This window comes from Sphingomonas sp. (genome assembly GCF_017745215.1).
Lineage (GTDB): Bacteria > Pseudomonadota > Alphaproteobacteria > Sphingomonadales > Sphingomonadaceae > Sphingomonas.
The window spans coordinates 1-18,607 of sequence record NZ_JAGHZV010000008.1 but is presented as its reverse complement, the minus strand read 5'-3'; the positions used below and the strand labels follow the sequence as shown (position 1 = coordinate 18,607).

Sequence of the window (18,607 nt, the reverse complement as noted above, 5' to 3'; positions counted from 1 at the left end):
CCGATGCTTCCCTGTCAGCCGCGCGCCGCGATGCGGGCTTCGATCGCGTCCCAGATCATGCCGCCGGTGTCGGTGCCGTTGAACCGATCGATCGCGACGATGCCGGTGGGGGACGTGACGTTGATCTCGGTGAGCCATTCGCCGCCGATCACGTCGATCCCGACGAAGATGAGCCCGCGCTTCTCGAGCTCGGGGCCGAGCGCTTCGCAGATCTCGACTTCTCGCGCCGTCAGCTCGGTCTTGGCCGCGGTGCCGCCCACCGCGAGGTTCGAGCGGATCTCGCCTTCGCCGGGCACGCGGTTGACCGCGCCCGCCACCACGCCGTCGACCAGCACGATCCGCTTGTCGCCCGCCGCGACCGAGGGGAGGAAGGCCTGCACCATGTGCGGCTCGCGATAGGCGGTGTTGAACACTTCGATCAGCGAGGCGAGGTTGGCGCCGTCCTTGCCCACCTTGAAGATCGCCTTGCCGCCGTTGCCGTGGAGCGGCTTGACGACGATCTCGCCGTGGGTGGCGAGGAAGGCGCGCGCCTCGTCGAGGCTGCGGGTGACGAGCGTCGGCGGCATGAAGCGCGCATAGTCGAGCACGAACACTTTCTCGGGGGCGTTGCGGACCGAGGCGGGGTCGTTGACCACCAGCGTCTTGTGCGCGATCCGCTCGAGCAGGTGCGTCGCGGTGATATAGCCGAGGTCGAAGGGCGGGTCCTGGCGCATCAGCACGACGTCGGCCTCGTCGCCGAGGTCGAGCCGCACCGGTTCGCCGAACTGGAAATGGCTGCCGACGACGCGCTGGACCGAGACGGGATGCGCCTTCGTCCAGACCTGGCCGCCCGAATAGTTGAGATCCTCGGGCGCGTAGTGGAACAGCCGGTGTCCGCGCGCCTGCGCCGAGAGCATCAGCGCGAAGGTCGAATCGCCGGCGATGTTGATCGCATCGAGCGGGTCCATCTGGACGGCGACGTTGAGCGGCATTCGATCTCCTTCGCCCATGCTTAGGTGATTTAGGGAACTAAGTCACCCCATCCAGGCGTTCTCGATATGGCGAGGGAGCGTGCGGGGAGCAATGAGGATCACGTCGACGCGGATGTCCTCGCCGTTGGTGGCGTAGCGGGGCATCAGCACCTCCGCGGCGGCGGCGACGCGGCGCAGGCGGTATTCGTCGATCGCATAGTCGAGCTCGGCGGCAGTTGCGCGGGTCTTCACTTCGACGAAGGCGATGAGCTTGCCCTTCTGCGCGACGAGATCGACCTCTCCGGCCGGCGTTCGCACGCGGGTGTCGAGGATGCGCCAGCCTTGCAGCCACAACCACCATGCCGCGCGGCGCTCGCCCTCGCGGCCGCGCGCCTCGGCGAGGCGGCGGTTGCGCGCCACTAAAGCCCCTCCCCTTCAGGGGAGGGGTTGGGGTGGGGCCTGTCAGCAAATACGTCGGTCTCGGCGAGACTTACACGCCCCACCCCCAACCCCTCCCCTGAAGGGGAGGGGCTAGCATGCTTCGCTGTCATCCCCCGTCCTCCTTCATCGCCATTGCCCGGGCATACAGCGCCTTGCGGTCGAGCCCGAGCCGCCTGGCGACTTCGCCCGCCGCCTTGCTCGCCGGCAGCCGGGTGAGCGCCTCGGCCAGCGCCGCGTCGGCGTCCTCGGCAGTGGCGGGGGGCGCTTCGCCGGGCGGCGCGACGATCACCACGATCTCGCCCCTGGGCGGCGCCTCGGCATAGCGGTCGGCCAGCGTCGCGAGCGTGCCGGTCACGCATTCCTCGAACTTCTTGCTGATCTCGCGCGCCACCGCCGCCTCGCGATTCCCCAGCCCCTCGGCGAGCGCCGACAGGCAGGCGGCGAGGCGCGGGCCCGATTCGTAGAGCACCAGGGTCGCGCGGACGCTCGCCACTTCGGCGATCTCGGTCGCGCGCGCCTGCTGCTTCGCCGGCAGGAAGCCGAGGAACAGGAAGCGGTCGGTCGGCAGCCCCGCCAGCGTCAGCGCCGCGATCGCCGCGCAGGGGCCGGGGATCGTCGTCACCATATGCCCCGCCGCGCGCGCGTCGCGGACCAGCTTGTAGCCGGGGTCCGAGATCAAGGGCGTCCCCGCGTCGCTCGCCAGCGCCACCGCTTCGCTGCCCATCCGCGCGATGAGGCCGGGGCGCACCGCATCGGCATTATGGTCGTGATAGGGAGTCATCCGGCCCTTCACGCCGAGGTGGCGGAAGAGGCCGGCCGTCACGCGACTGTCTTCCACCGCAACTACCGCGGCGTTCGTGAGTATTTCGGCGGCACGCGGCGAGAGATCGCCGAGATTGCCGATCGGCGTCGCGACGATGTAGAGGCCGGGGGAAAGAGCAGATGTCATCGGGAGGAATCATGGCAGAGGGAGCAACCAAACCGCAACGGGGCGTGTTGCACGCGCTTCGCTGGGCCGCGCTCGGCGCCGCGATGTTTCTCGCGAGCTGCGCGTCGGGCCCGCGCGTCGTGCCGCCCGCGCCGCCGCGCCCGGTGCCCGAAGCCCCCAAGCCCAAGCCGGTCGAGCGCCCGCTCACCGCGGCGCTCCCGCAGGACGTCGAGCGCCACCGAGTGGCACTGCTCGTGCCGCTCTCGGGCCCCAATGCCGCGGTCGGCCGCTCGCTCCAGAACGCGACTCAGCTCGCGATCCTCGACACCAAGAGCGACATGATCCGCATCACCACCTACGACACCGCCGGCCAGGGCGGCGCGGCGGTGGCGGCGCAGCAGGCGATCTCCGACGGCAACCGGCTGATCCTGGGGCCCTTGCTCGCCGAGGAAGCGCGCGCGGTCGCGCCGATCGCGCGCCAGGCGCACATCCCGGTGCTCAGCTTCTCGAACGACACCAGCGTCGCGGGTGCGGGCACCTATCTGCTCGGCTATAATCCGGCGCAGTCGATCGAGCGCGTCGTGCAATATGCGCGGACCAGCGGCGTGACGCAGTTCGCCGGGCTGATGCCCGTCGGCCTCTACGGCGAGCGTTCGTCGACCGCGTTCCTGCGCACCGTCGAGGCGGCGGGCGGCACGGTGGTGGCGATGGAGAGCTATGACGGCCGCGCCGGCTCGATGACCGCGGCGATCAACAAGCTCGGCCGCCAGCCCTTCCAGGCGGTCCTGATCGCGGGCAGCGGCGGCTCGGCGGTGACGGCGGTGCCGATCCTGCGCAAGACCGCGGGCGGCAAGGCCGCGCGCGTGCTCGGCACCGACCAGTGGAACCTCGATTCGGGGATCGGCGCCAACCCGGCGCTCACCGGCGCCTGGTATGCGAGCGTGCCGAACGCGCTCTACCGCCAATATGCGACCAAGTACCGCGCGCGCTTCGGCGTGGCGCCCTATCGCCTGTCGACGATGGGCTATGACGCGGTGCTGCTGACCGTGCGGATCGCGCGCGAATGGGAGCCGGGGACGATCTTCCCCGAGCGCCGCCTCACCGAGCGCGACGGCTTCGCGGGCCTCGACGGCGCGTTCCGCTTCGGCCGCGACGGCATCGCCGAGCGCGCGTTCGAAGTGCAGGAGATCCGCGGCGGCACGACGGTGACGGTGTCGCCGGCGCCGGCCAAGTTCGCGGATTGAGCGGGCTTCAATTCTCCCCGACCCATAAGCCGTCATCCCGGCGAAAGCCGGGATGACGGTTGTATTGCCGGCGGCTGTCAGGCCCGCACGATCTCGCGCAGGATCGCTTCGAGCACCGGCATGCCTTCGCCGGTGACTCGCAGCCGGTCGCCGTCGCGGCGGAGCAGGCCGTGCGATTCGAGGCGAGCGAGCGCAGCCGGGTCGAGCGGCGGCTCGCCCTCGGCGACGCGCGCGACGTGGCGCAGGTCGACGCCCTCCGCGAGCCGCAAGCCCATCAGCAGCGCTTCGATCCCGCGCTCGGCGGGGACGAGGCCGTCCTCGCGCTCGATGCCATGGCCGTTGCGCTCGATCGCGGCGATCCAGTTCTCGGGCTTCTTGCGGCGGAGCGTCGCCACTCCGCCGCGCCGCCCGTGCGCGCCGGGGCCGACGCCGGCGTAATCGGCGTAGCGCCAATAGGCGAGGTTGTGGCGGCTCGCCTCGCCCGCGCGGGCGTGGTTGGAGACTTCGTACGCCGGCAGCCCCGCGGCGCCGGTGAGCGCCTGGGTCGCGGCGAACAGGTCGGCGGCCTCGTCGGGGTCGTAGGCGGCGAGCTCGCCCTTCTCGAACAGCGTCGCGAAGCGCGTGCCGGGCTCGATGGTGAGCTGGTAGAGCGAGAGATGCCCGGTGCCGAAGCCCAGCGCGCGGGTCAGCTCGGCTTCCCAGTCGGCGAGCGATTGATCGGGGCGGGCATAGATCAGGTCGAAGCTCACGCGCTCGAAGGCGCGCTGCGCGGTGGCGAGCGCGGCGAGTCCCTCGTCGACGCCATGCGCGCGGCCGAGGAACTTGAGCGCGGCGTCGTCGAGCGCCTGCAGCCCGAGCGACACCCGGTTCACCCCGGCTGAAGCGAGGTCGGCGAAGCGTGCGGCCTCGACCGAGGAGGGATTGGCCTCGAGCGTGATCTCGATCCCCGGCTCGAAGCCCCAATGCGCCTCGGCCGCTTCGATCAGCGCGGCGACCGTTTCGGGCGGCATCAGCGAGGGCGTGCCGCCGCCGAAGAAGATCGAGCCGAGCCGGCGGCCGGGCAGCTGCGCCGCCTCGTGCGCCAGGTCGGCGAGCAGCGCCGCGCGCCACGCCGCCTGGTCGACCGACTCGCGGACATGGCTGTTGAAGTCGCAATACGGGCACTTCGACACGCAGAAGGGCCAGTGGATGTAGAGGGCGAGGGGCTGCTCGGTCACCGGCGAAGGCGAGTTCATCGAAACGCTCGTAGAGAGGGTGTCGCGCGCATCTGGAAGGCTGGAGCGGGTAGCGGGAATCGAACCCGCGTATTCAGCTTGGAAGGCTGCTGCACTACCATTGTGCTATACCCGCCCGTCGCCATCGGGGCAGATTGCGCCGCGGGCGCCGCCAGTGCCACGAGCGGCGGGGGAAGGTCAACCCGGGCGTCAGAACGCGAACGGCTCGCCCATCCGATGCTCCGCCAGCACGAAGGCGTCGGCGACCAGCTGGAACGGCCGCAGGTCGACGTCGCTTGCCCCCTCGCGCACCAGCGCGGCGAAGCGTGCGTAGAGCCGGGGATACTCCCGGTCGGGCCAGGTCAGGTCGGGCTCGCCGGGCAGGTGCAGGATCGCGCCGCCCATCGATAGCCGGAGCGCGCCGCCGTCGGTATCGACTTCCAGGTCCCAGGTCTGCGGGCCGGTCTGGAGGAAGTCGAGGTCGGCGCTGGCGGGTGCGTCGCCGCAGCGCATCGCCACCGTCGCGCGGAGCGGCGCGCCGCGGCCGGCGGGGACTTCGAACGCGGCCGATTCGACCAGCAGCGGCTCGGGCAGGATCCGCGTTGCGATCGACAGCGCGTTGATCGCCGGATCGAACACGCCGAAGCCGCCCGCCTCGACGATCCACTCCTGTCCGGGGTGCCATTTGCGGATGTCTTCCTTCCAGACGATCCGCACGCCGGTGACGCGCTTGTCCGCGAGCCATTCGCCCGCGCGGTCGACCGCGCCGGCCTCGCGCGAATGCCAGCTGGTGAAGAGCGTCACGCCCCGTGCCCGCGCGCGCTCGGCGAGGTCGGCGATCTCGGCGAGCGTCGCGGCGGGCGGCTTCTCGAGCATGACGTGCTTGCCCGCCTCGATCGCCGCGCGCGCGATGGCGTGGCGGCCGCGCGGCGGGGTGCAGATCGAGACGGCGTCAATGTCCTCGGCGGCGAGCAGCGCCTCGATCGAGGGATGGCCCGGCACCTCGTCGAGCTGCGGCCCCTGGCTCGCGGTGGCGACCAGCGCGAAGTCCTCGCTCGCGGCGAGCGCGGGGAGGTGCTGGTCGCGCGCGATCTTGCCCACGCCCACCAGCCCCAGCCTGATCCGCTCGCTCATGTCGTTCTCCGACCCGTTCCGCGGGCCGCCTAGCAGCGCGCTTCCCAGCCGTCATCCCGGCGAAAGCCGGGATGACGGCTGGGGGTAACGGAATACTGGCGCTCCGCCTCGGCTTTCGTTAGGTAGCCGCCCCCAATGGCACGCATAGAAACGCCCGGCCGGATCCGGGGCACCCAGGACATTTTCGGAGACGAGCAGCGCCGGTTCGCGGCGGTGCTCGAAGCGTTCGATCGCGTGCGCAAGCTCTATTGCTTCCAGCGCGTCGACATCCCCGTGTTCGAAGCGACCGCGGTGTTCGCGCGCTCGCTCGGCGAGACCACCGACGTGGTCTCCAAGGAGATGTACACCTTCGAGGATCGCGGCGGCGATTCGATCACGCTGCGCCCCGAGTTCACCGCGGGCATCGCGCGCGCCTTCATCACCGAGGGCTGGCAGCAGCATGCGCCCCTGAAGCTCGTCTCCTCGGGCCCGGTGTTCCGCTACGAGCGGCCGCAGAAGGGGCGGTTCCGCCAGTTCCACCAGCTCGACGCCGAAGTGATCGGCGCGGCCGAGCCTGCCGCCGACGTCGAGCTGCTCGTCTTCGCCGATCAGCTGCTGAAGGAGCTGGGGATCGCCGAGGGCATCACCCTCCAGCTCAACACGCTGGGCGACGCCGAGACGCGCGACGCCTGGCGCGACGCGCTGGTCCGCCACTTCGAAGCGCATCGCGGCGCGCTTTCCGAGGACAGCGTCGCGCGGCTCGACAAGAACCCGCTGCGCATCCTCGATTCGAAGGACCCGCGCGACCGGCCGATCGCCGACAGCGCGCCGGGGATCGACGACTTCATGACTGCCGAGGCGGGCAACTTCTTCGAGGCGGTGACCAGGGGGCTCGACGCGGCCGGGGTCGCCTGGACGCGCAATGCCCGGCTGGTGCGCGGGCTCGACTATTACCGGCACACCGCGTTCGAGTTCGTGACCGACCGGCTCGGCGCGCAGGGCACCGTGCTCGCGGGCGGGCGCTACGACGGGCTGATCGGCTCGCTCGGCGGGCCCGAGACGCCGGGTGTGGGCTGGGCGGCAGGCGTCGAGCGGCTGGCGATGATGCTGGAGGAGCCGGCCGGATCGCGTGTGGATGCGGTGATCGTCCCGATGGGCGATGCTGCAGCGCTCAAGGGGCAGTGGGTACTCGCCGAGCTTCGGCGCGGCGGTCTGTCTGCAGACATGGCTTTTCGTGGCAATATGAAGCGTCGGATGCAGAAAGCGGATGCCCTGAAGGCGCGTTTCGCCGTGATCATCGGAGACGACGAGTTGTCTCGCGGCGAGGCCAGCTTGAAGAATCTCGACGATGGGATGCAAGCGGCGGTGCCGCTGGAGACCTTGGGACGCGAAATCTACGAGGCAGTGCAGCGCGCTCTCACCATCGAAGCGGCGGCGCGCGTCTCGCCGGCGTTCGGTGAAGCGCTGGCGCGAGGCATCTCGTTGGGGATCGTTTCCGAGCCATGACCAAAATCCCCGCCGATCGCATCGCCGCGATCGAAGCGCGGCGCGATGAACTGCAGGCGATGATGGCGACCGGCGACCTGCCGGGCGACCGTTTCGTCCAGGTCTCGAAGGAATATGCCGAGCTCGAGCCCGTCGCCGTCGCGGCGGCCGAGGTGCGGCGGCTGCGCGCCGAGGCGGCGTCGCTCCAGCACATGACGCACGACGCCGACGAGGAACTGCGCTCGATGGCGTCGGAGGAACTGCGCGCCAACGACGCCGCGCTCGCCGACGCCGAGCGCAAGCTCGCGCTGTCGCTGCTCCCCAAGGACGCCGCCGACGAGCGCGCCGCGATGCTCGAGATCCGCGCCGGCGTGGGCGGCGACGAGGCCGGGCTGTTCGCCGGCGACCTGCTGCGCATGTACCAGCGCTATGCCGACCGGATGGGCTGGAAGGTCGAGCTGATCTCGGCCTCGCCATCGGAAGCGGGCGGCTACAAGGAAGTCGTGATCGGGGTCGAGGGGCGCGGCGTGTTCGCGCGGCTGAAGTTCGAGAGCGGCGTGCACCGGGTGCAGCGCGTGCCGGCGACCGAGGCGGGCGGGCGCATCCACACCTCGGCGGTGACGGTGGCAGTGCTCCCCGAGGCCGAGGACGTCGACGTCGCGATCGAGGAGAAGGACCTGCGCGTCGACATCTACCGCTCGTCGGGCGCGGGCGGGCAGCACGTCAACACCACCGACAGCGCGATCCGCATCACCCACATCCCCACCGGCATCGTGGTGACCCAGCAGGACCAGCGCTCGCAGCACAAGAACCGCGACAAGGCGATGAAGGTGCTGCGCACGCGGCTCTACGAACTGGAGCGCGAGCGGCTGGCGAACGAGCGCGCGGGCGCGCGGCGCTCGATGGTGGGGTCGGGCGATCGCTCGGAGCGGATCCGGACGTACAACTTTCCCCAGGGCCGCGTGACCGATCACCGGATCAACCTGACGCTCCACCGCCTGCCCGCGATCCTCGAGGGCGAGATGGACGAGATGCTCGGCGCGCTGATCGCCCAGGACGAGGCCGACCGGCTGGCGCAGCTGGATGGGTGAGCTTCGGGTGCGCGCCGCGCTCGCGGACGCCGCCGGGACGCTCGCCGCCGTCTCCGAGACGCCGCGGCTGGATGCGGAGCTGCTGATGGCGCATGCGCTGGGCGTGTCGCGCGACGCGCTGCTGCTGTCGCGGCTCGACGATCCGGTGCCCGACGCCTTCGCCGCGCTGGTCGGGCGCCGCCTCGCGCACGAGCCGATCGCCTATATCACCGGACGCCGCGGCTTCTGGACGATCGAGCTGGGCGTCGGCCCCGGCGTGCTGGTACCGCGGCCCGACAGCGAGACGCTGATCGAAGCCGCGGTCGAGCATTTTGCCGATCGCGCGCCGGGGCGCGTCCTCGATCTCGGCACCGGCCCCGGCACGCTGCTGCTCGCCGCGCTCGACCAATGGCCCGAGGCGCAGGGGCTGGGGATCGATGCGTCGGGCGACGCGCTTGCCTATGCCCGCCGCAATGCCGAGGCGCTGGGGATGGCCGATCGTGCGGAGCTCCGCACCGGCGACTGGGCGAGGGGCCTCGACGGCCAATTCGACCTGATCCTCGCCAACCCGCCCTATATCGGGACGGCCGAAGCGCTGCCGCGCGAGGTTCGAGAGCATGAGCCGCCCCAGGCGCTGTTCGCCGGTGCGGACGGGCTCGACGACTACCGCCGCATCGTCCCCGACCTGGCCAGGCTGCTGGCGAAAGGCGGGATCGCGCTGCTCGAGATCGGCTCGACCCAGGGAGAGGCAGTGTCCACGCTCGTCCGCCGATCGGGCCTGAGCCCTCGCGTAATTTCCGACCTTAGGGGACTTTCCCGAGTGGTGGCAGCAGTTGAATTGTAAGACGGAAGACACATATTTGTGCTTGGAGAATGTGGCTCCACCGGCTAAGACGGCCACGGGGCAAGGCACATTCAACCAAGCCGTTGAAAATCAGGCCGTTGAGGCGTGCGCGCCCCAATCCAGGCATGCGAGCTGCCTAGTCCGGCAGCCGTGGCAATCGGGAGGAGCATCATGGCCCCTCCCGTGGCTTAACTTGGCATCCGGGACCCTGAATGGATCGGCGGACAGTTTTTTAGACAGGACACAGAGACCTTGATGAACAATCGTCAGGCCGGCCGCCGTCGCGGCCGCGGCGGCCAGAATCGGTCGCAGGGTGGAAACCCGAACAACCAGGGCAACGGCAGCCGGATCGACAACCGCGCCCGCGGCAATGCCGCGCAGCTGCTCGAGAAATACAAGAATCTCGCGCGCGACGCGCAGATGCAGGGCGATCGGGTCAACACCGAATATTATCTCCAGTTCGCCGACCATTATTTCCGCGTTCTCAACGAGAACCGCGCCCGCTTCGAGGATCAGAACCAGCAGCGTCGCCAGCGCGACGACGACGATGGCGACGATTACGACATGGAAGCCGACGGCAACCGTTCCGACGAGCCGCGCGAGCACCAGGTCCGCTACGAGCGCGACGATCGTGACGACCGTCCGCAGCGCAGCGACCGCCAGCAGCGCGACGACCGCCGCGAGGCGCGGGGTGATCGCGCCGAGCGGGGCGATCGCGAGCAGCGCAACGGCCGCGCCAATGGCGTGAACGGTCACGCCAACGGCAACAGCTACCACGCCGACGCCGAGGAAGCGCCCGAGCAGGCGCCCGTCGCCGAGGAGGCCGCCCCCGCGCCGCGCCGCGGCCGTGGCCGTCCGCGCCGCGAGGAAGCCGCTGCAGCCGAGGCCGAGCCCGCGGGCATCGACCTGGCGGTGCTGCCGCCGGCGATCGCCACCGAGACGGCGAACGACGAGGAGCCGGTGGAGAAGAAGCGCCGCGGCCGTCCGCGCCGCAATCCCGAAGGCGAAGCGGCCGCCTGACCTCAGGCGCGCGTCGAGACCGAAAAGCCCGGTGCGGAGCCGTCCGCGCCGGGCTTTTTCATGCGTTCACTTGCCGGAAAGCTAGTGGCCGATAGCCTCGGGGCTGCTAGCATGGCTGGCACATAGCCTGGGGAGGACGCACATGCGCTGGTTGGCACTCACGCTGGTTGCGATTCCCCTCGCGGCCCAGGCCCAGGAAGCGCCGGGTGGAACCGCGCAGGGCGACGTCTCGGTCACCATCTACAACAACGACCTCGCGCTGGTGCAGGACAAGCGCACGCTCAGCATCCGCGACGGCCGCTGGCGCCAGGAATTCCCCGACGTCTCCGCGCAGATCCGTCCCGAGACGGTGACGCTTTCCGGCCCTGTCACCGTGGTCGAGCAGAATTTCGACTTCGACCTGCTGACGCCAGAGAAGCTGATGGAGAAGGCAGTCGGCACGACGGTGACGCTGGTGCGCACCGACGCCAAGGGCGGCGAGACGCGCGAGACCGCCAGGGTGCTCGCCAACAACAACGGCACGGTGCTGCAGATCGGCGACCGCATCGAAGTGCTCGACACCGAGCATGAGCGCGTCATCTTCCCGACGCTGCCGCCCAATTTGCGCGCGCGGCCGACGCTGTCGATCACGCTCGCGGGCGATCGCGCGGGCGCGCAGCCGGTGACGCTCAACTATCTCTCGCGCGGCTTCGGCTGGCAGGCGGACTATGTCGCGCTGTTCGACGAGACCGCGGGCCGGATCGACGTCCAGGGCTGGATCACACTGACCAACAACAGCGGCACGACCTACGCCAACGCCAACACCCTGCTCGTCGCGGGCACGCCGGGCCAGCTGTCGGGCGTGGCGCGGCCCTATCCCTATCGCACCACCGGCTCGATCGGGATTCCCGGCAACAAGCCCGGCACCGAGAGCGCGAGCCGCGAGCGGCTGGGCGACTATTATCTCTATCCGCTCAAGGGGCGGACGACGATCGCCAACGCCCAGCAGAAGCAGGTCAGCTTCCTCGACGTCAACGCGCCCGCGGCCAAGACCTATTTCTTCCGCAACGGCTGGCTGAGCTCGTCCGACGAAGCGAAGAGCGTCGATTCGGTGCTGCGCTTCACCTCGTCGCGCGAGGGTGGGCTGGGCGATGCGCTGCCCGCGGGCACGGTGCGCGTCTACATGCGCGACGCGCGCGGCGTGCCGCAGTTCATCGGCGAGGCCGCGATCCCGCACACGCCGATGGGCTCGCGAATCGCGCTCAAGACCGGCGAGGCGTTCGACGTGAAGGTCCGCCCCGTGGTCGAGAAGCGCGAGCGGCTGAGCGCGGACCGCTGGCGCACGACGATGCGCTACACCTTCACCAACGCCCGGCCCGAGCCGGTGACGGTCGAGCTCGCCCAGTCGGGGCTCGACGCCTGGTGGGCCGACACGCGGATCGAGAGCGAGAGCCAGCCGAGCGACCGCAGCAGCGCGGACGAGGCTATGTGGAAAGTCGCCGTGCCCGCCAACGGCGAGGCGACGGTGACCGCGGTCTTCAACACGCGCTATTGAGCCGCGGGCAGATGGGCCCCCGGGCACTCCTCGCGATGCTCCTGGCGCTGGCGGCCCCGGCGGGCGTCGCGCGCGCCCAGCCTGTGGTCGCGTCGGCGGGGCCCGAATCGGTCGCGGTCACGGTCTATCGCGCGCCCGATCGCGGCAGCGACGATGCGCTCGATCTCGCCTGGCTGCGCGGCTATGCGCTGGTGACCGAGACGCGCACCGTGACGATCCCCGCCGGCCGCGCGACGATCCGCTTCGAAGGCGTCGCGGGCGGGATGCTGCCCAAGAGCGCGATCGTCTCGGGCCTGCCCGACGGGGTGCGCGAGAAGAACCTCGATGCCGACCTGCTCGCGCCCTACAGCCTCTATGCCCGCAGCCTCGGCCGGCCGGTGACGCTGCGCCGCCGGCTCGCGAGCGGCACGGTCGAGGAGCCGGCGATCCTGCGCTCGGGCCCCGACGGCGGTGCGATCCTCCAGACGCGCGACGGCTTCGTCGCGGCGAACTGCGGACCGGGCAGCGAATCGGTGCTGTTTCCGCAAGTCCCCGCCGGGCTCACCCCCAAGCCGACGCTCTCGGTCCAGACCGATTCGACCGCCGAGCGGCGGGTGACGCTCACGCTCTCCTATCTTGCCTGGGGCTTCGACTGGCAGGCGAACTATGTCGCGACGCTCCGCCCCGACGGGCGCACCGCCGACCTGTTCGCCTGGGTGACGCTGGCCAACGGCGACGTCACCAGCTTCGCCGATGCGCAGACGATGGTGGTCGCCGGCCACGTCAACCGCACCGACCGGGCGCCGGGCTCGAGCGAGCGCGAGGCGCCGCCGCTGGTGCTGAAATGCTTCTTCCACCCCGCCGTCATGCCCGTCGCCGCGCCGCTGGCGCCTGCCTATGAGGATGGCGACATCGTCGTCACCGGCATACGCGCGTCGCTGGCCAATTCAGTCAGCATCAAGCGCAATTCGGACAGCGTCGTCGCGATCCAGGAGGAACTCGGCGACCTCAAGCTCTATCGCGTGCCGATGGCGACGACGATCGGTGCGAAGAGCCAGAAGCAAGTGACGATGCTCGACCGGCATGCGGTGCCGGTGACGATCTTCTACCGCAACCGCCTTGGTGCCGGTGTGGCCGACGACACGCGCATCATGCTGCGCGCGCAGAACCGCAAGGAACGCGGGCTCGGCCTGCCGCTCCCCGCCGGGCCGGTCGCGGTGTTCCAGCCGTCGGGCGATGCGCGGCTGCTCGTCGGCGAGGGCTCGATCGGCGACAAGGCGGTGAACGAGGAAGTCGAGATCGACGTGGCGGGCGCCACCCAGGTCGCGGCGCGGATCGAGCGCGAGGTGAGAGAGGGCCGGTTCCGCCTCACCGTCACCAACGCGCTGCCCACGCCGATCCACTATGAGGCGGAGTTCACCGAGCTGAATGCGAGCGAGCGCGTGCGCGCGAACGGGCTCCGGCGCCGCAACGGCCACGACGTGTGGATCACCGAAATCCCCGCGAACGGCACCGCGACGCTGCGCTACACCGTCACCGACGCGGGCGCGAAGGACTGAGCTGTAGCGGCTCAACGCCTGGCTCCCCTCCCTGGAAGGGAGGGGAATGGCGCCGTCGATGGCGTCTGCGCTCAATCCAAGTCGATCTCGCCCTTGAGCCGATCCTCGACCTGCTCGTCGTGCCCCGAGCCCGAGCTCAGGAACATCAGCCCCATCAGCAGCGCCGCGCTCATGATCGTGAGGAAGGTGCCGAGGAAGGTGACGATCATCGTGAACGGGCTGAACCAGCCCATCATCCACCACAGCACCCCATCCGCCGCGACCGACGCGACCACCGCCGCCGCCGCCATCCAGCCGAGGATCCGCCGGAACCGGCCCCAGGCGAAGGCGGCATAGTCGGGATCGTCGAGGCCGTGCGGCTGCTGCGGTTCCATGCCGTCGATGTGGGCCCGCGCAGCGGCGAACTCAACGGGTTCCGAAAGATCGTGAATCACGGCTTGTTGCTTTGCAATCGCCGCGCATTCGTGGGAGACTCATGCGCCTCACAGGATGAGGAGAGGTGGCGATGACGATCGCGGCAATCCTGGACGGTAAAGGTGACAGCGTAATCTCGACTTCCGGCGATGCGAGCGTCGCCGACGCCGTCACGCTACTTGCGGAGAAGCGGATCGGTGCGGTGCCGGTGCTTTCGGGGAGGACCGTCGCCGGCATCTTCTCCGAGCGCGACGTGCTCTATTGCGTCGCCCGCGAAGGCGCCGCGGCGCTGAACCGCAAGGTGAGCGAGGTGATGACCGCCCCGGCGATCACGGTGGAGCCCGGCGAATCGGTGCTCGGCGCGCTCGCGCTGATGACGAAGCGTCGCATCCGCCATCTGCCCGTGGTGGAAGCCGGCGCGTGCGTCGGCTTCGTCTCGATCGGCGACCTGGTGAAGTACCGGATCGAGCGGATCGAGTCCGAGGCCGAGGCGATGCGCGTCTATATCCAGACGGCGTAGCGTGTAGCGGCACTTCGGTTCGGCGCGACCGAACGCCGCAGTATTCAAATCCTCCCCTGGAAGGAGAGGATTGATTGCTGCCTCGGACACACCTGACCGCCATATCCTTGGGCGTGCCATCAATTGCGGCCTTTGAAGGCAGGTTGGGAGGGGCACGCTGTCTTCCTAAATCGTCATCCCGGCGAAAGCCGGGATCTAGGGCCGCGAGCGACGACTTCTGTAACCCCGGGTCCCGGCTTTCGCCGGGATGACAGCTGTAGGAGTGCCGAAACCCGTTGGGCAATTGATGACACGCCCTTGCAAGCGGCGCTTGGATCGACCTGCCATCGCCTTAACGCCGCTTTCACGCCCGTCGGGCTACCTCCGGGGGGAGGGCCACGGACGGAAAGCGCGATGCACGAACAATTGCTGCGAGTGGCGGAGCGCGCGGCGAGGGCGGTGGGCTATGACAAGACGCACATCACGCGCGTCGTCGCCTATCGCGAGATCGATGCCTTCCTCGATTCGCTCGGCACCGCCGGCCTCGACGCGCTCGAGATCTCGGCCGGCTGGAAATGGCGCGACCGGCCCTGGGGCAGCTTCACCGAGATGAACTGGCCCGACCACGACATCTGCAACGACACGCTCGACCGCAAGTTCGACGTGATCATCGCCGACAATGTCTGGGAGCATCTCGCCTATCCCTATCGTGCCGCGAAGAACGTGCGCGCGATGCTCAAGCCGGGCGGGTATTTCATCAACATCACGCCCTTCCTGATCCGCTACCACCCGATTCCGATCGATTGCTCGCGCTGGACCGAGATGGGCATGCGCCACTTCCTCGAGGAAGCGGGGTTCGATGGCGGCAAGGTGAAGACCGGCAGCTGGGGCAATGCCGCGGCGGTGAAGGCCAACTTCCGCCGCTGGGCGCGCGCGGGCTGGCAGCGGCGGCTGCGCAACGATCCGAGCTTCCCCGTCACCGTCTGGGCGATCGCCGAGGCCGACTGATGGAAGCGCCCGCGATCACGGTGGCGGTGCTTGCGCACAATGAGGAGCGGCGGATCGCTGCTTGCCTCGAGAGCCTGCCGCTCGGCCGCGCCGATGTCGCGATCCATGTCGCGGTCAACGGCTCGAGCGATTCGACCGCCGACATTGCCGAGGCGATCGCGGCGCGCGCGGGCAACCTCACCGTCCACCGCTTCGCCGAGGGTGGCAAGGCGCGCAGCTGGAACCGGCTGGTGCTCGACGAACTGCCCGTGTTCAGCCCCGCGCACGTCTTCGTCGACGGCGATGCCGAGGTCCTCCCCGGCGCGATCGACGCGCTCGCCGCCGCGCTCGCCGCCGATCCGCAAGCCAACGGCGCCTCGGGCTTTCCCGACAATGGGCGGGGCCTCCATTATTATGAAGGTGCGATCGAGGAGGAGCATGGCCTGTTCGGCGACCTCTATGCGCTGAAGGGCAGTTTCCTCGCGCGGATGAAGGCCGCGGGGGTGCGGCTACCGGTCGACCTCGTCGGCGACGACGGGCTGATCGGCGCGCTCGCCAAGATCGATCTGGGCACGCTCGCCGACTGGCAGGAGGCACGGCAAATCCTATGCCCGGCGGCGCGCTTCCGCTGCGAGCCGGTGTCGCTCGTTTCGCCGCGGAGCTGGCGGATGCAGTATCGCCGGATGATCAACTATTCGCTGCGCCACTATCAGAACGCCCTCGTCAGCGAGATCCTGCGTACCCGCGGCGCGGCGGGCCTGCCCGAGCGGCTGGCCCCGCTCTACCCCGAGCTGCTCGCGCGCGAGGCGCCGCGGCTGGAGCTTTCGAGCTGGTGGTTCGATCGGCTGGCCCTGGCACGAATGGCCAAGGCGGCCTGAGGGCCATTCCCTGTAAGCCATCCCCATAAGTCGTCATCCCGGCGAAAGCCGGGACCCAGGGCAGCGAGCGATTCCTTGCGTAACCCTGGGTCCCGGCTTTCGCCGGGATGACGGTTGAAGGGTGTCGGGATGGCGGGTGAAAAGGCGAGGGAAGCTCAGGCCGCCGCCGGCGTCCGCCGCCGGATCACCAGCGCCAGCGCTTCGCGCGCGGTGTCGCGCGCCAGCCACCAGAGGATGCCGGCATAGCTCGCCCCGCCGATCGCGCCGAGCAGCAGCAGGTGCGTGGGCGCGGCGAGCGGGGGCAGGGGAGCGATCAGGTAGCGCTCGGCGATCTCGACCACCGAGGCCATCACCAGCGACGCGGTCACCGCCGGCGCGACCGCCTGGACGAGCCCGCCGACGCTGATCCGCAGCGTGCGGTGTGCCATCGCGAAGGTCGCCGCGAACAGCAGCGGCACCGCGACCAGCCAGCCGAGCGCCAGCCCCAACGTCCCCCAGCGCACCGCCACGAGGAACACCGCGGGCATGCTCACCGCGCCGGCCATCGCGATTCGCGCGACGATATGGGGGCTTCCCAGCGCATTGAGCGGCGGCACGAACAGGATCTGCAGCGTCACCACCGGCATCGCCAGGCTGAGCAGCGCGACCAGCGGCGCCATCTCGAGCCATTTCGCGCCGAACAAGGTCTCCACTGCCGGCGCGGCGGAGACCGCGAGCCCGAAATAGAAGGGGCAGGTGAGCAGCAGCACGAGTCGCACCGCCTTGAGGAAGGCCCAGGCCAGCGCCTCGCGATCGTGCTGGAGCCGCGCGAAGGCGGGGAAGGCGACTTCGTTCAAGGGCGGCACGAACTTGGTCGCGACGATCTGGGTGAGGAACAGCGCCTCGGCATAGATGCCCAGCGCATGCGGATCGAGCATCCGGCCGCCGATGAAGACGTCGGCCTGACTCTGCACGATCCACAGCCCCTGGCTGAGGATCAGCATCGAGCCGAATCGCATCATCCCGCCCGCGCCGCGGAAATCGAAGCTCGGCCACACATAGAAGCGAGTCGCGACGACCAGCATGATCGCGCGCGTCCAGAAGATGACGATCGGGGCAGCGACCAGCGTCCACACCCCCGCGCCCGAGAGCGCGGTGCCGATCGCGGTCGCAGCGCCGCACGCGGTGGAGACGATGGTGATGATCGCGGGGGTGCGGAACTCCATCCGGCGGCTGAGCAGCGCCTCGGGCACGGCGAGGAAGGGCGTCGCCAGGTAGAGCAGCGCCTGCCAGCGCAGCAGCGAGGCGATGATCGGCTGGTGGTAATAGGCCGCGGCCGCGCCGGCGCCGAACCATTGGATCGCGGCGAGCGCGCCGTTCAGCAGCAGCAGCATTCCGAACGCCTGGCGGATCCGCTGGGGGCTCACCGATTCGTCGCGCACGAGCACGCTCGCGAAGGAGGAGCCGTTGAGGAAGTTGAGGAAGACCAGGATCACCGAGGTCATCGCGAACAGGCCGTAATCGGCGGGCGTGAGGATTCGCACGACCGCGAGAGTCGAGGCCCAGGAGATCATTTGCGCGAGAATCTGGGTGCCCGATCGCCAGAAGATCGCGCTGCGCACCTGTTCGCGCAGCGATTCGGGGGCCTGATTCGGCGATTCGGGGGCTGATTCGGTCACGAACCCGTCATGCCCGCTTCCGATTGAGATCGCGTAAACCGCAGTTTTCTGCGGTTTTCTGGACGGCTCCGAAAAAAACGACACAAAATTGCAAAAGGCCGTTGACGGGTCCGAACCCCCCACATATATGCCCCTTCACCGCAGCGACGCGGCCCACTGAAACGGCGGGCACGACGAAGCGGTCACTCAAAAACAGGCGCATGACCGCCCCGATGAAAAAAGGGGTTAGGGAACGCGTCGGTCTTTTGCGCTCTTTGACATCGTAAGTCGAGATGAAGGGACATGTGGGCGGCGGCCCCAGGTCCGGCAGCTTCAAGGTGCCGGGTGCTTGGGTAACCAAAATAAGCCGTTCCATGATCTTCGCTTCTTGAGGTTCGCCTCGGGGGCAGGATCAAACATGTCCTACACGTTTCCATACGTGAAAGATTTGTGCAGGAACGGCTCCTTGAAATGAGCGGTGCCTCTCCGGGATATTCCACCTGGGAGGTATCGGACATCAAACTTGAGAGTTTGATCCTGGCTCAGAACGAACGCTGGCGGCATGCCTAACACATGCAAGTCGAACGAAGGCTTCGGCCTTAGTGGCGCACGGGTGCGTAACGCGTGGGAATCTGCCCTTGGGTTCGGAATAACTCAGAGAAATTTGAGCTAATACCGGATGATGTCGCAAGACCAAAGATTTATCGCCCAAGGATGAGCCCGCGTAGGATTAGGTAGTTGGTGAGGTAAAGGCTCACCAAGCCGACGATCCTTAGCTGGTCTGAGAGGATGATCAGCCACACTGGGACTG

Annotated in this window: 18 protein-coding genes, 1 tRNA gene and 1 rRNA gene; 11 read left to right on the top strand and 9 right to left on the bottom strand. The window is 69.1% G+C overall.

Features of this window, described 5'->3' with window-relative positions; all coding sequences use genetic code 11:
* Positions 1–14: 14 nt before the first annotated feature.
* The 3 genes from gshB to rsmI all read right to left on the bottom strand — a co-directional run bounded on the left by gshB (position 15) and on the right by rsmI (position 2,340).
* Positions 15–971, bottom strand: a complete 957-nt coding sequence (gshB, locus tag J7495_RS09870) for a glutathione synthase (protein ID WP_294056322.1) — start codon at positions 969–971, stop codon at positions 15–17.
* A 42-nt stretch (positions 972–1,013) separates the two neighbouring features.
* The gene (locus tag J7495_RS09865) at positions 1,014–1,370 is read right to left on the bottom strand and encodes a YraN family protein (RefSeq protein ID WP_294056321.1); all 357 of its coding nucleotides are present in this window, start codon (positions 1,368–1,370) and stop codon (positions 1,014–1,016) included.
* A 127-nt stretch (positions 1,371–1,497) separates the two neighbouring features.
* Positions 1,498–2,340, bottom strand: coding sequence for a 16S rRNA (cytidine(1402)-2'-O)-methyltransferase (rsmI, locus tag J7495_RS09860; protein ID WP_294056320.1), 843 nt, complete (start codon positions 2,338–2,340; stop codon positions 1,498–1,500).
* 11 nt (positions 2,341–2,351) lie between these two features.
* On the opposite strand from rsmI, the gene J7495_RS09855 reads away from it, so the two are divergent.
* Entirely contained in the window at positions 2,352–3,563 is a 1,212-nt protein-coding gene (locus J7495_RS09855) for a penicillin-binding protein activator (RefSeq protein ID WP_294056319.1), read from the top strand.
* Between the two features lie 77 nt (positions 3,564–3,640).
* Here J7495_RS09855 and hemW read toward each other — a convergent pair whose 3' ends face one another.
* From hemW to J7495_RS09840, 3 genes are all read right to left on the bottom strand, one after another.
* Positions 3,641–4,798, bottom strand: a complete 1,158-nt coding sequence (hemW, locus tag J7495_RS09850; protein ID WP_294056318.1) for a radical SAM family heme chaperone HemW — start codon at positions 4,796–4,798, stop codon at positions 3,641–3,643.
* Positions 4,799–4,839: 41 nt separating this feature from the next.
* A tRNA-Gly gene (locus J7495_RS09845) sits at positions 4,840–4,913 on the bottom strand.
* Positions 4,914–4,987: 74 nt separating this feature from the next.
* Positions 4,988–5,911: a Gfo/Idh/MocA family oxidoreductase gene (locus J7495_RS09840; protein ID WP_294056317.1), complete on the bottom strand. Its 924-nt coding sequence runs from the start codon at positions 5,909–5,911 to the stop codon at positions 4,988–4,990.
* Between the two features lie 135 nt (positions 5,912–6,046).
* Here J7495_RS09840 and hisS point away from each other — a divergent pair, with 135 nt between their 5' ends.
* The 6 genes from hisS (at position 6,047) to J7495_RS09810 (ending at position 13,381) form a co-directional block, all read left to right on the top strand.
* A complete protein-coding gene (gene hisS / locus J7495_RS09835; RefSeq protein ID WP_294056316.1) occupies positions 6,047–7,396 on the top strand; it encodes a histidine--tRNA ligase in 1,350 nt (449 codons plus the stop codon).
* Positions 7,393–8,466, top strand: a complete 1,074-nt coding sequence (gene prfA, locus J7495_RS09830; RefSeq protein WP_294056315.1) for a peptide chain release factor 1 — start codon at positions 7,393–7,395, stop codon at positions 8,464–8,466. The genes hisS and prfA overlap by 4 nt, the downstream gene beginning before the upstream one ends.
* Positions 8,459–9,289 (top strand): peptide chain release factor N(5)-glutamine methyltransferase, encoded by an 831-nt coding sequence (gene prmC, locus J7495_RS09825; RefSeq protein WP_294056314.1) that lies wholly within the window; start codon positions 8,459–8,461, stop codon positions 9,287–9,289. The genes prfA and prmC overlap by 8 nt, the downstream gene beginning before the upstream one ends.
* A 252-nt stretch (positions 9,290–9,541) precedes the next feature.
* Positions 9,542–10,309, top strand: a complete 768-nt coding sequence (locus J7495_RS09820; RefSeq protein WP_294056313.1) for a DUF4167 domain-containing protein — start codon at positions 9,542–9,544, stop codon at positions 10,307–10,309.
* Between the two features lie 142 nt (positions 10,310–10,451).
* Positions 10,452–11,843, top strand: coding sequence for a DUF4139 domain-containing protein (locus tag J7495_RS09815; protein WP_294056312.1), 1,392 nt, complete (start codon positions 10,452–10,454; stop codon positions 11,841–11,843).
* Between the two features lie 35 nt (positions 11,844–11,878).
* Positions 11,879–13,381 (top strand): hypothetical protein, encoded by a 1,503-nt coding sequence (locus J7495_RS09810; protein ID WP_294056311.1) that lies wholly within the window; start codon positions 11,879–11,881, stop codon positions 13,379–13,381.
* A gap of 71 nt (positions 13,382–13,452) precedes the next feature.
* Here the strand turns inward: J7495_RS09810 and J7495_RS09805 are convergent, their stop codons facing one another.
* Positions 13,453–13,755 carry a hypothetical protein gene (locus J7495_RS09805; RefSeq protein WP_294056310.1) on the bottom strand — a complete coding sequence of 101 codons (303 nt, stop codon included), beginning with the start codon at positions 13,753–13,755 and terminating at the stop codon, positions 13,453–13,455.
* A 131-nt stretch (positions 13,756–13,886) separates the two neighbouring features.
* Between J7495_RS09805 and J7495_RS09800 the strand changes: the two genes are divergently transcribed.
* The 3 genes from J7495_RS09800 to J7495_RS09790 all read left to right on the top strand — a co-directional run bounded on the left by J7495_RS09800 (position 13,887) and on the right by J7495_RS09790 (position 16,159).
* Positions 13,887–14,315 carry a CBS domain-containing protein gene (locus J7495_RS09800; RefSeq protein WP_294056309.1) on the top strand — a complete coding sequence of 143 codons (429 nt, stop codon included), beginning with the start codon at positions 13,887–13,889 and terminating at the stop codon, positions 14,313–14,315.
* Positions 14,316–14,708: 393 nt separating this feature from the next.
* Positions 14,709–15,302: a class I SAM-dependent methyltransferase gene (locus tag J7495_RS09795; RefSeq protein ID WP_294056308.1), complete on the top strand. Its 594-nt coding sequence runs from the start codon at positions 14,709–14,711 to the stop codon at positions 15,300–15,302.
* Positions 15,302–16,159, top strand: coding sequence for a glycosyltransferase (locus J7495_RS09790; RefSeq protein WP_294056307.1), 858 nt, complete (start codon positions 15,302–15,304; stop codon positions 16,157–16,159). The genes J7495_RS09795 and J7495_RS09790 overlap by 1 nt, the downstream gene beginning before the upstream one ends.
* Before the next feature lie 155 nt (positions 16,160–16,314).
* Here J7495_RS09790 and J7495_RS09785 read toward each other — a convergent pair whose 3' ends face one another.
* Both J7495_RS09785 and J7495_RS09780 read right to left on the bottom strand, forming a co-directional pair.
* On the bottom strand, positions 16,315–17,817 hold the full coding sequence (locus J7495_RS09785) for a lipopolysaccharide biosynthesis protein (protein WP_294056306.1): 1,503 nt from the start codon (positions 17,815–17,817) through the stop codon (positions 16,315–16,317).
* A gap of 7 nt (positions 17,818–17,824) precedes the next feature.
* On the bottom strand, positions 17,825–18,172 hold the full coding sequence (locus tag J7495_RS09780; protein WP_294056305.1) for a hypothetical protein: 348 nt from the start codon (positions 18,170–18,172) through the stop codon (positions 17,825–17,827).
* A 143-nt stretch (positions 18,173–18,315) separates the two neighbouring features.
* On the opposite strand from J7495_RS09780, the gene J7495_RS09775 reads away from it, so the two are divergent.
* Positions 18,316–18,607: ribosomal RNA gene (locus tag J7495_RS09775) — 16S ribosomal RNA — on the top strand; the annotation flags it as partial.

Coding starts and splice junctions, on each gene's coding strand:
- J7495_RS09795 (WP_294056308.1), top strand. CDS start 14,709: ATGCACGAACAATTGCTGCGAGTGGCGGAGCGCGCGGCGAGGGCGGTG.
- prfA (WP_294056315.1), top strand. CDS start 7,393: ATGACCAAAATCCCCGCCGATCGCATCGCCGCGATCGAAGCGCGGCGC.
- J7495_RS09790 (WP_294056307.1), top strand. CDS start 15,302: ATGGAAGCGCCCGCGATCACGGTGGCGGTGCTTGCGCACAATGAGGAG.
- gshB (WP_294056322.1), bottom strand. CDS start 971: ATGCCGCTCAACGTCGCCGTCCAGATGGACCCGCTCGATGCGATCAAC.
- J7495_RS09805 (WP_294056310.1), bottom strand. CDS start 13,755: ATGGAACCGCAGCAGCCGCACGGCCTCGACGATCCCGACTATGCCGCC.
- J7495_RS09840 (WP_294056317.1), bottom strand. CDS start 5,911: ATGAGCGAGCGGATCAGGCTGGGGCTGGTGGGCGTGGGCAAGATCGCG.
- J7495_RS09855 (WP_294056319.1), top strand. CDS start 2,352: ATGGCAGAGGGAGCAACCAAACCGCAACGGGGCGTGTTGCACGCGCTT.
- J7495_RS09810 (WP_294056311.1), top strand. CDS start 11,879: ATGCTCCTGGCGCTGGCGGCCCCGGCGGGCGTCGCGCGCGCCCAGCCT.
- hisS (WP_294056316.1), top strand. CDS start 6,047: ATGGCACGCATAGAAACGCCCGGCCGGATCCGGGGCACCCAGGACATT.
- J7495_RS09800 (WP_294056309.1), top strand. CDS start 13,887: ATGACGATCGCGGCAATCCTGGACGGTAAAGGTGACAGCGTAATCTCG.
- hemW (WP_294056318.1), bottom strand. CDS start 4,798: ATGAACTCGCCTTCGCCGGTGACCGAGCAGCCCCTCGCCCTCTACATC.
- prmC (WP_294056314.1), top strand. CDS start 8,459: ATGGGTGAGCTTCGGGTGCGCGCCGCGCTCGCGGACGCCGCCGGGACG.
- J7495_RS09780 (WP_294056305.1), bottom strand. CDS start 18,172: ATGGAACGGCTTATTTTGGTTACCCAAGCACCCGGCACCTTGAAGCTG.
- J7495_RS09815 (WP_294056312.1), top strand. CDS start 10,452: ATGCGCTGGTTGGCACTCACGCTGGTTGCGATTCCCCTCGCGGCCCAG.
- rsmI (WP_294056320.1), bottom strand. CDS start 2,340: ATGACATCTGCTCTTTCCCCCGGCCTCTACATCGTCGCGACGCCGATC.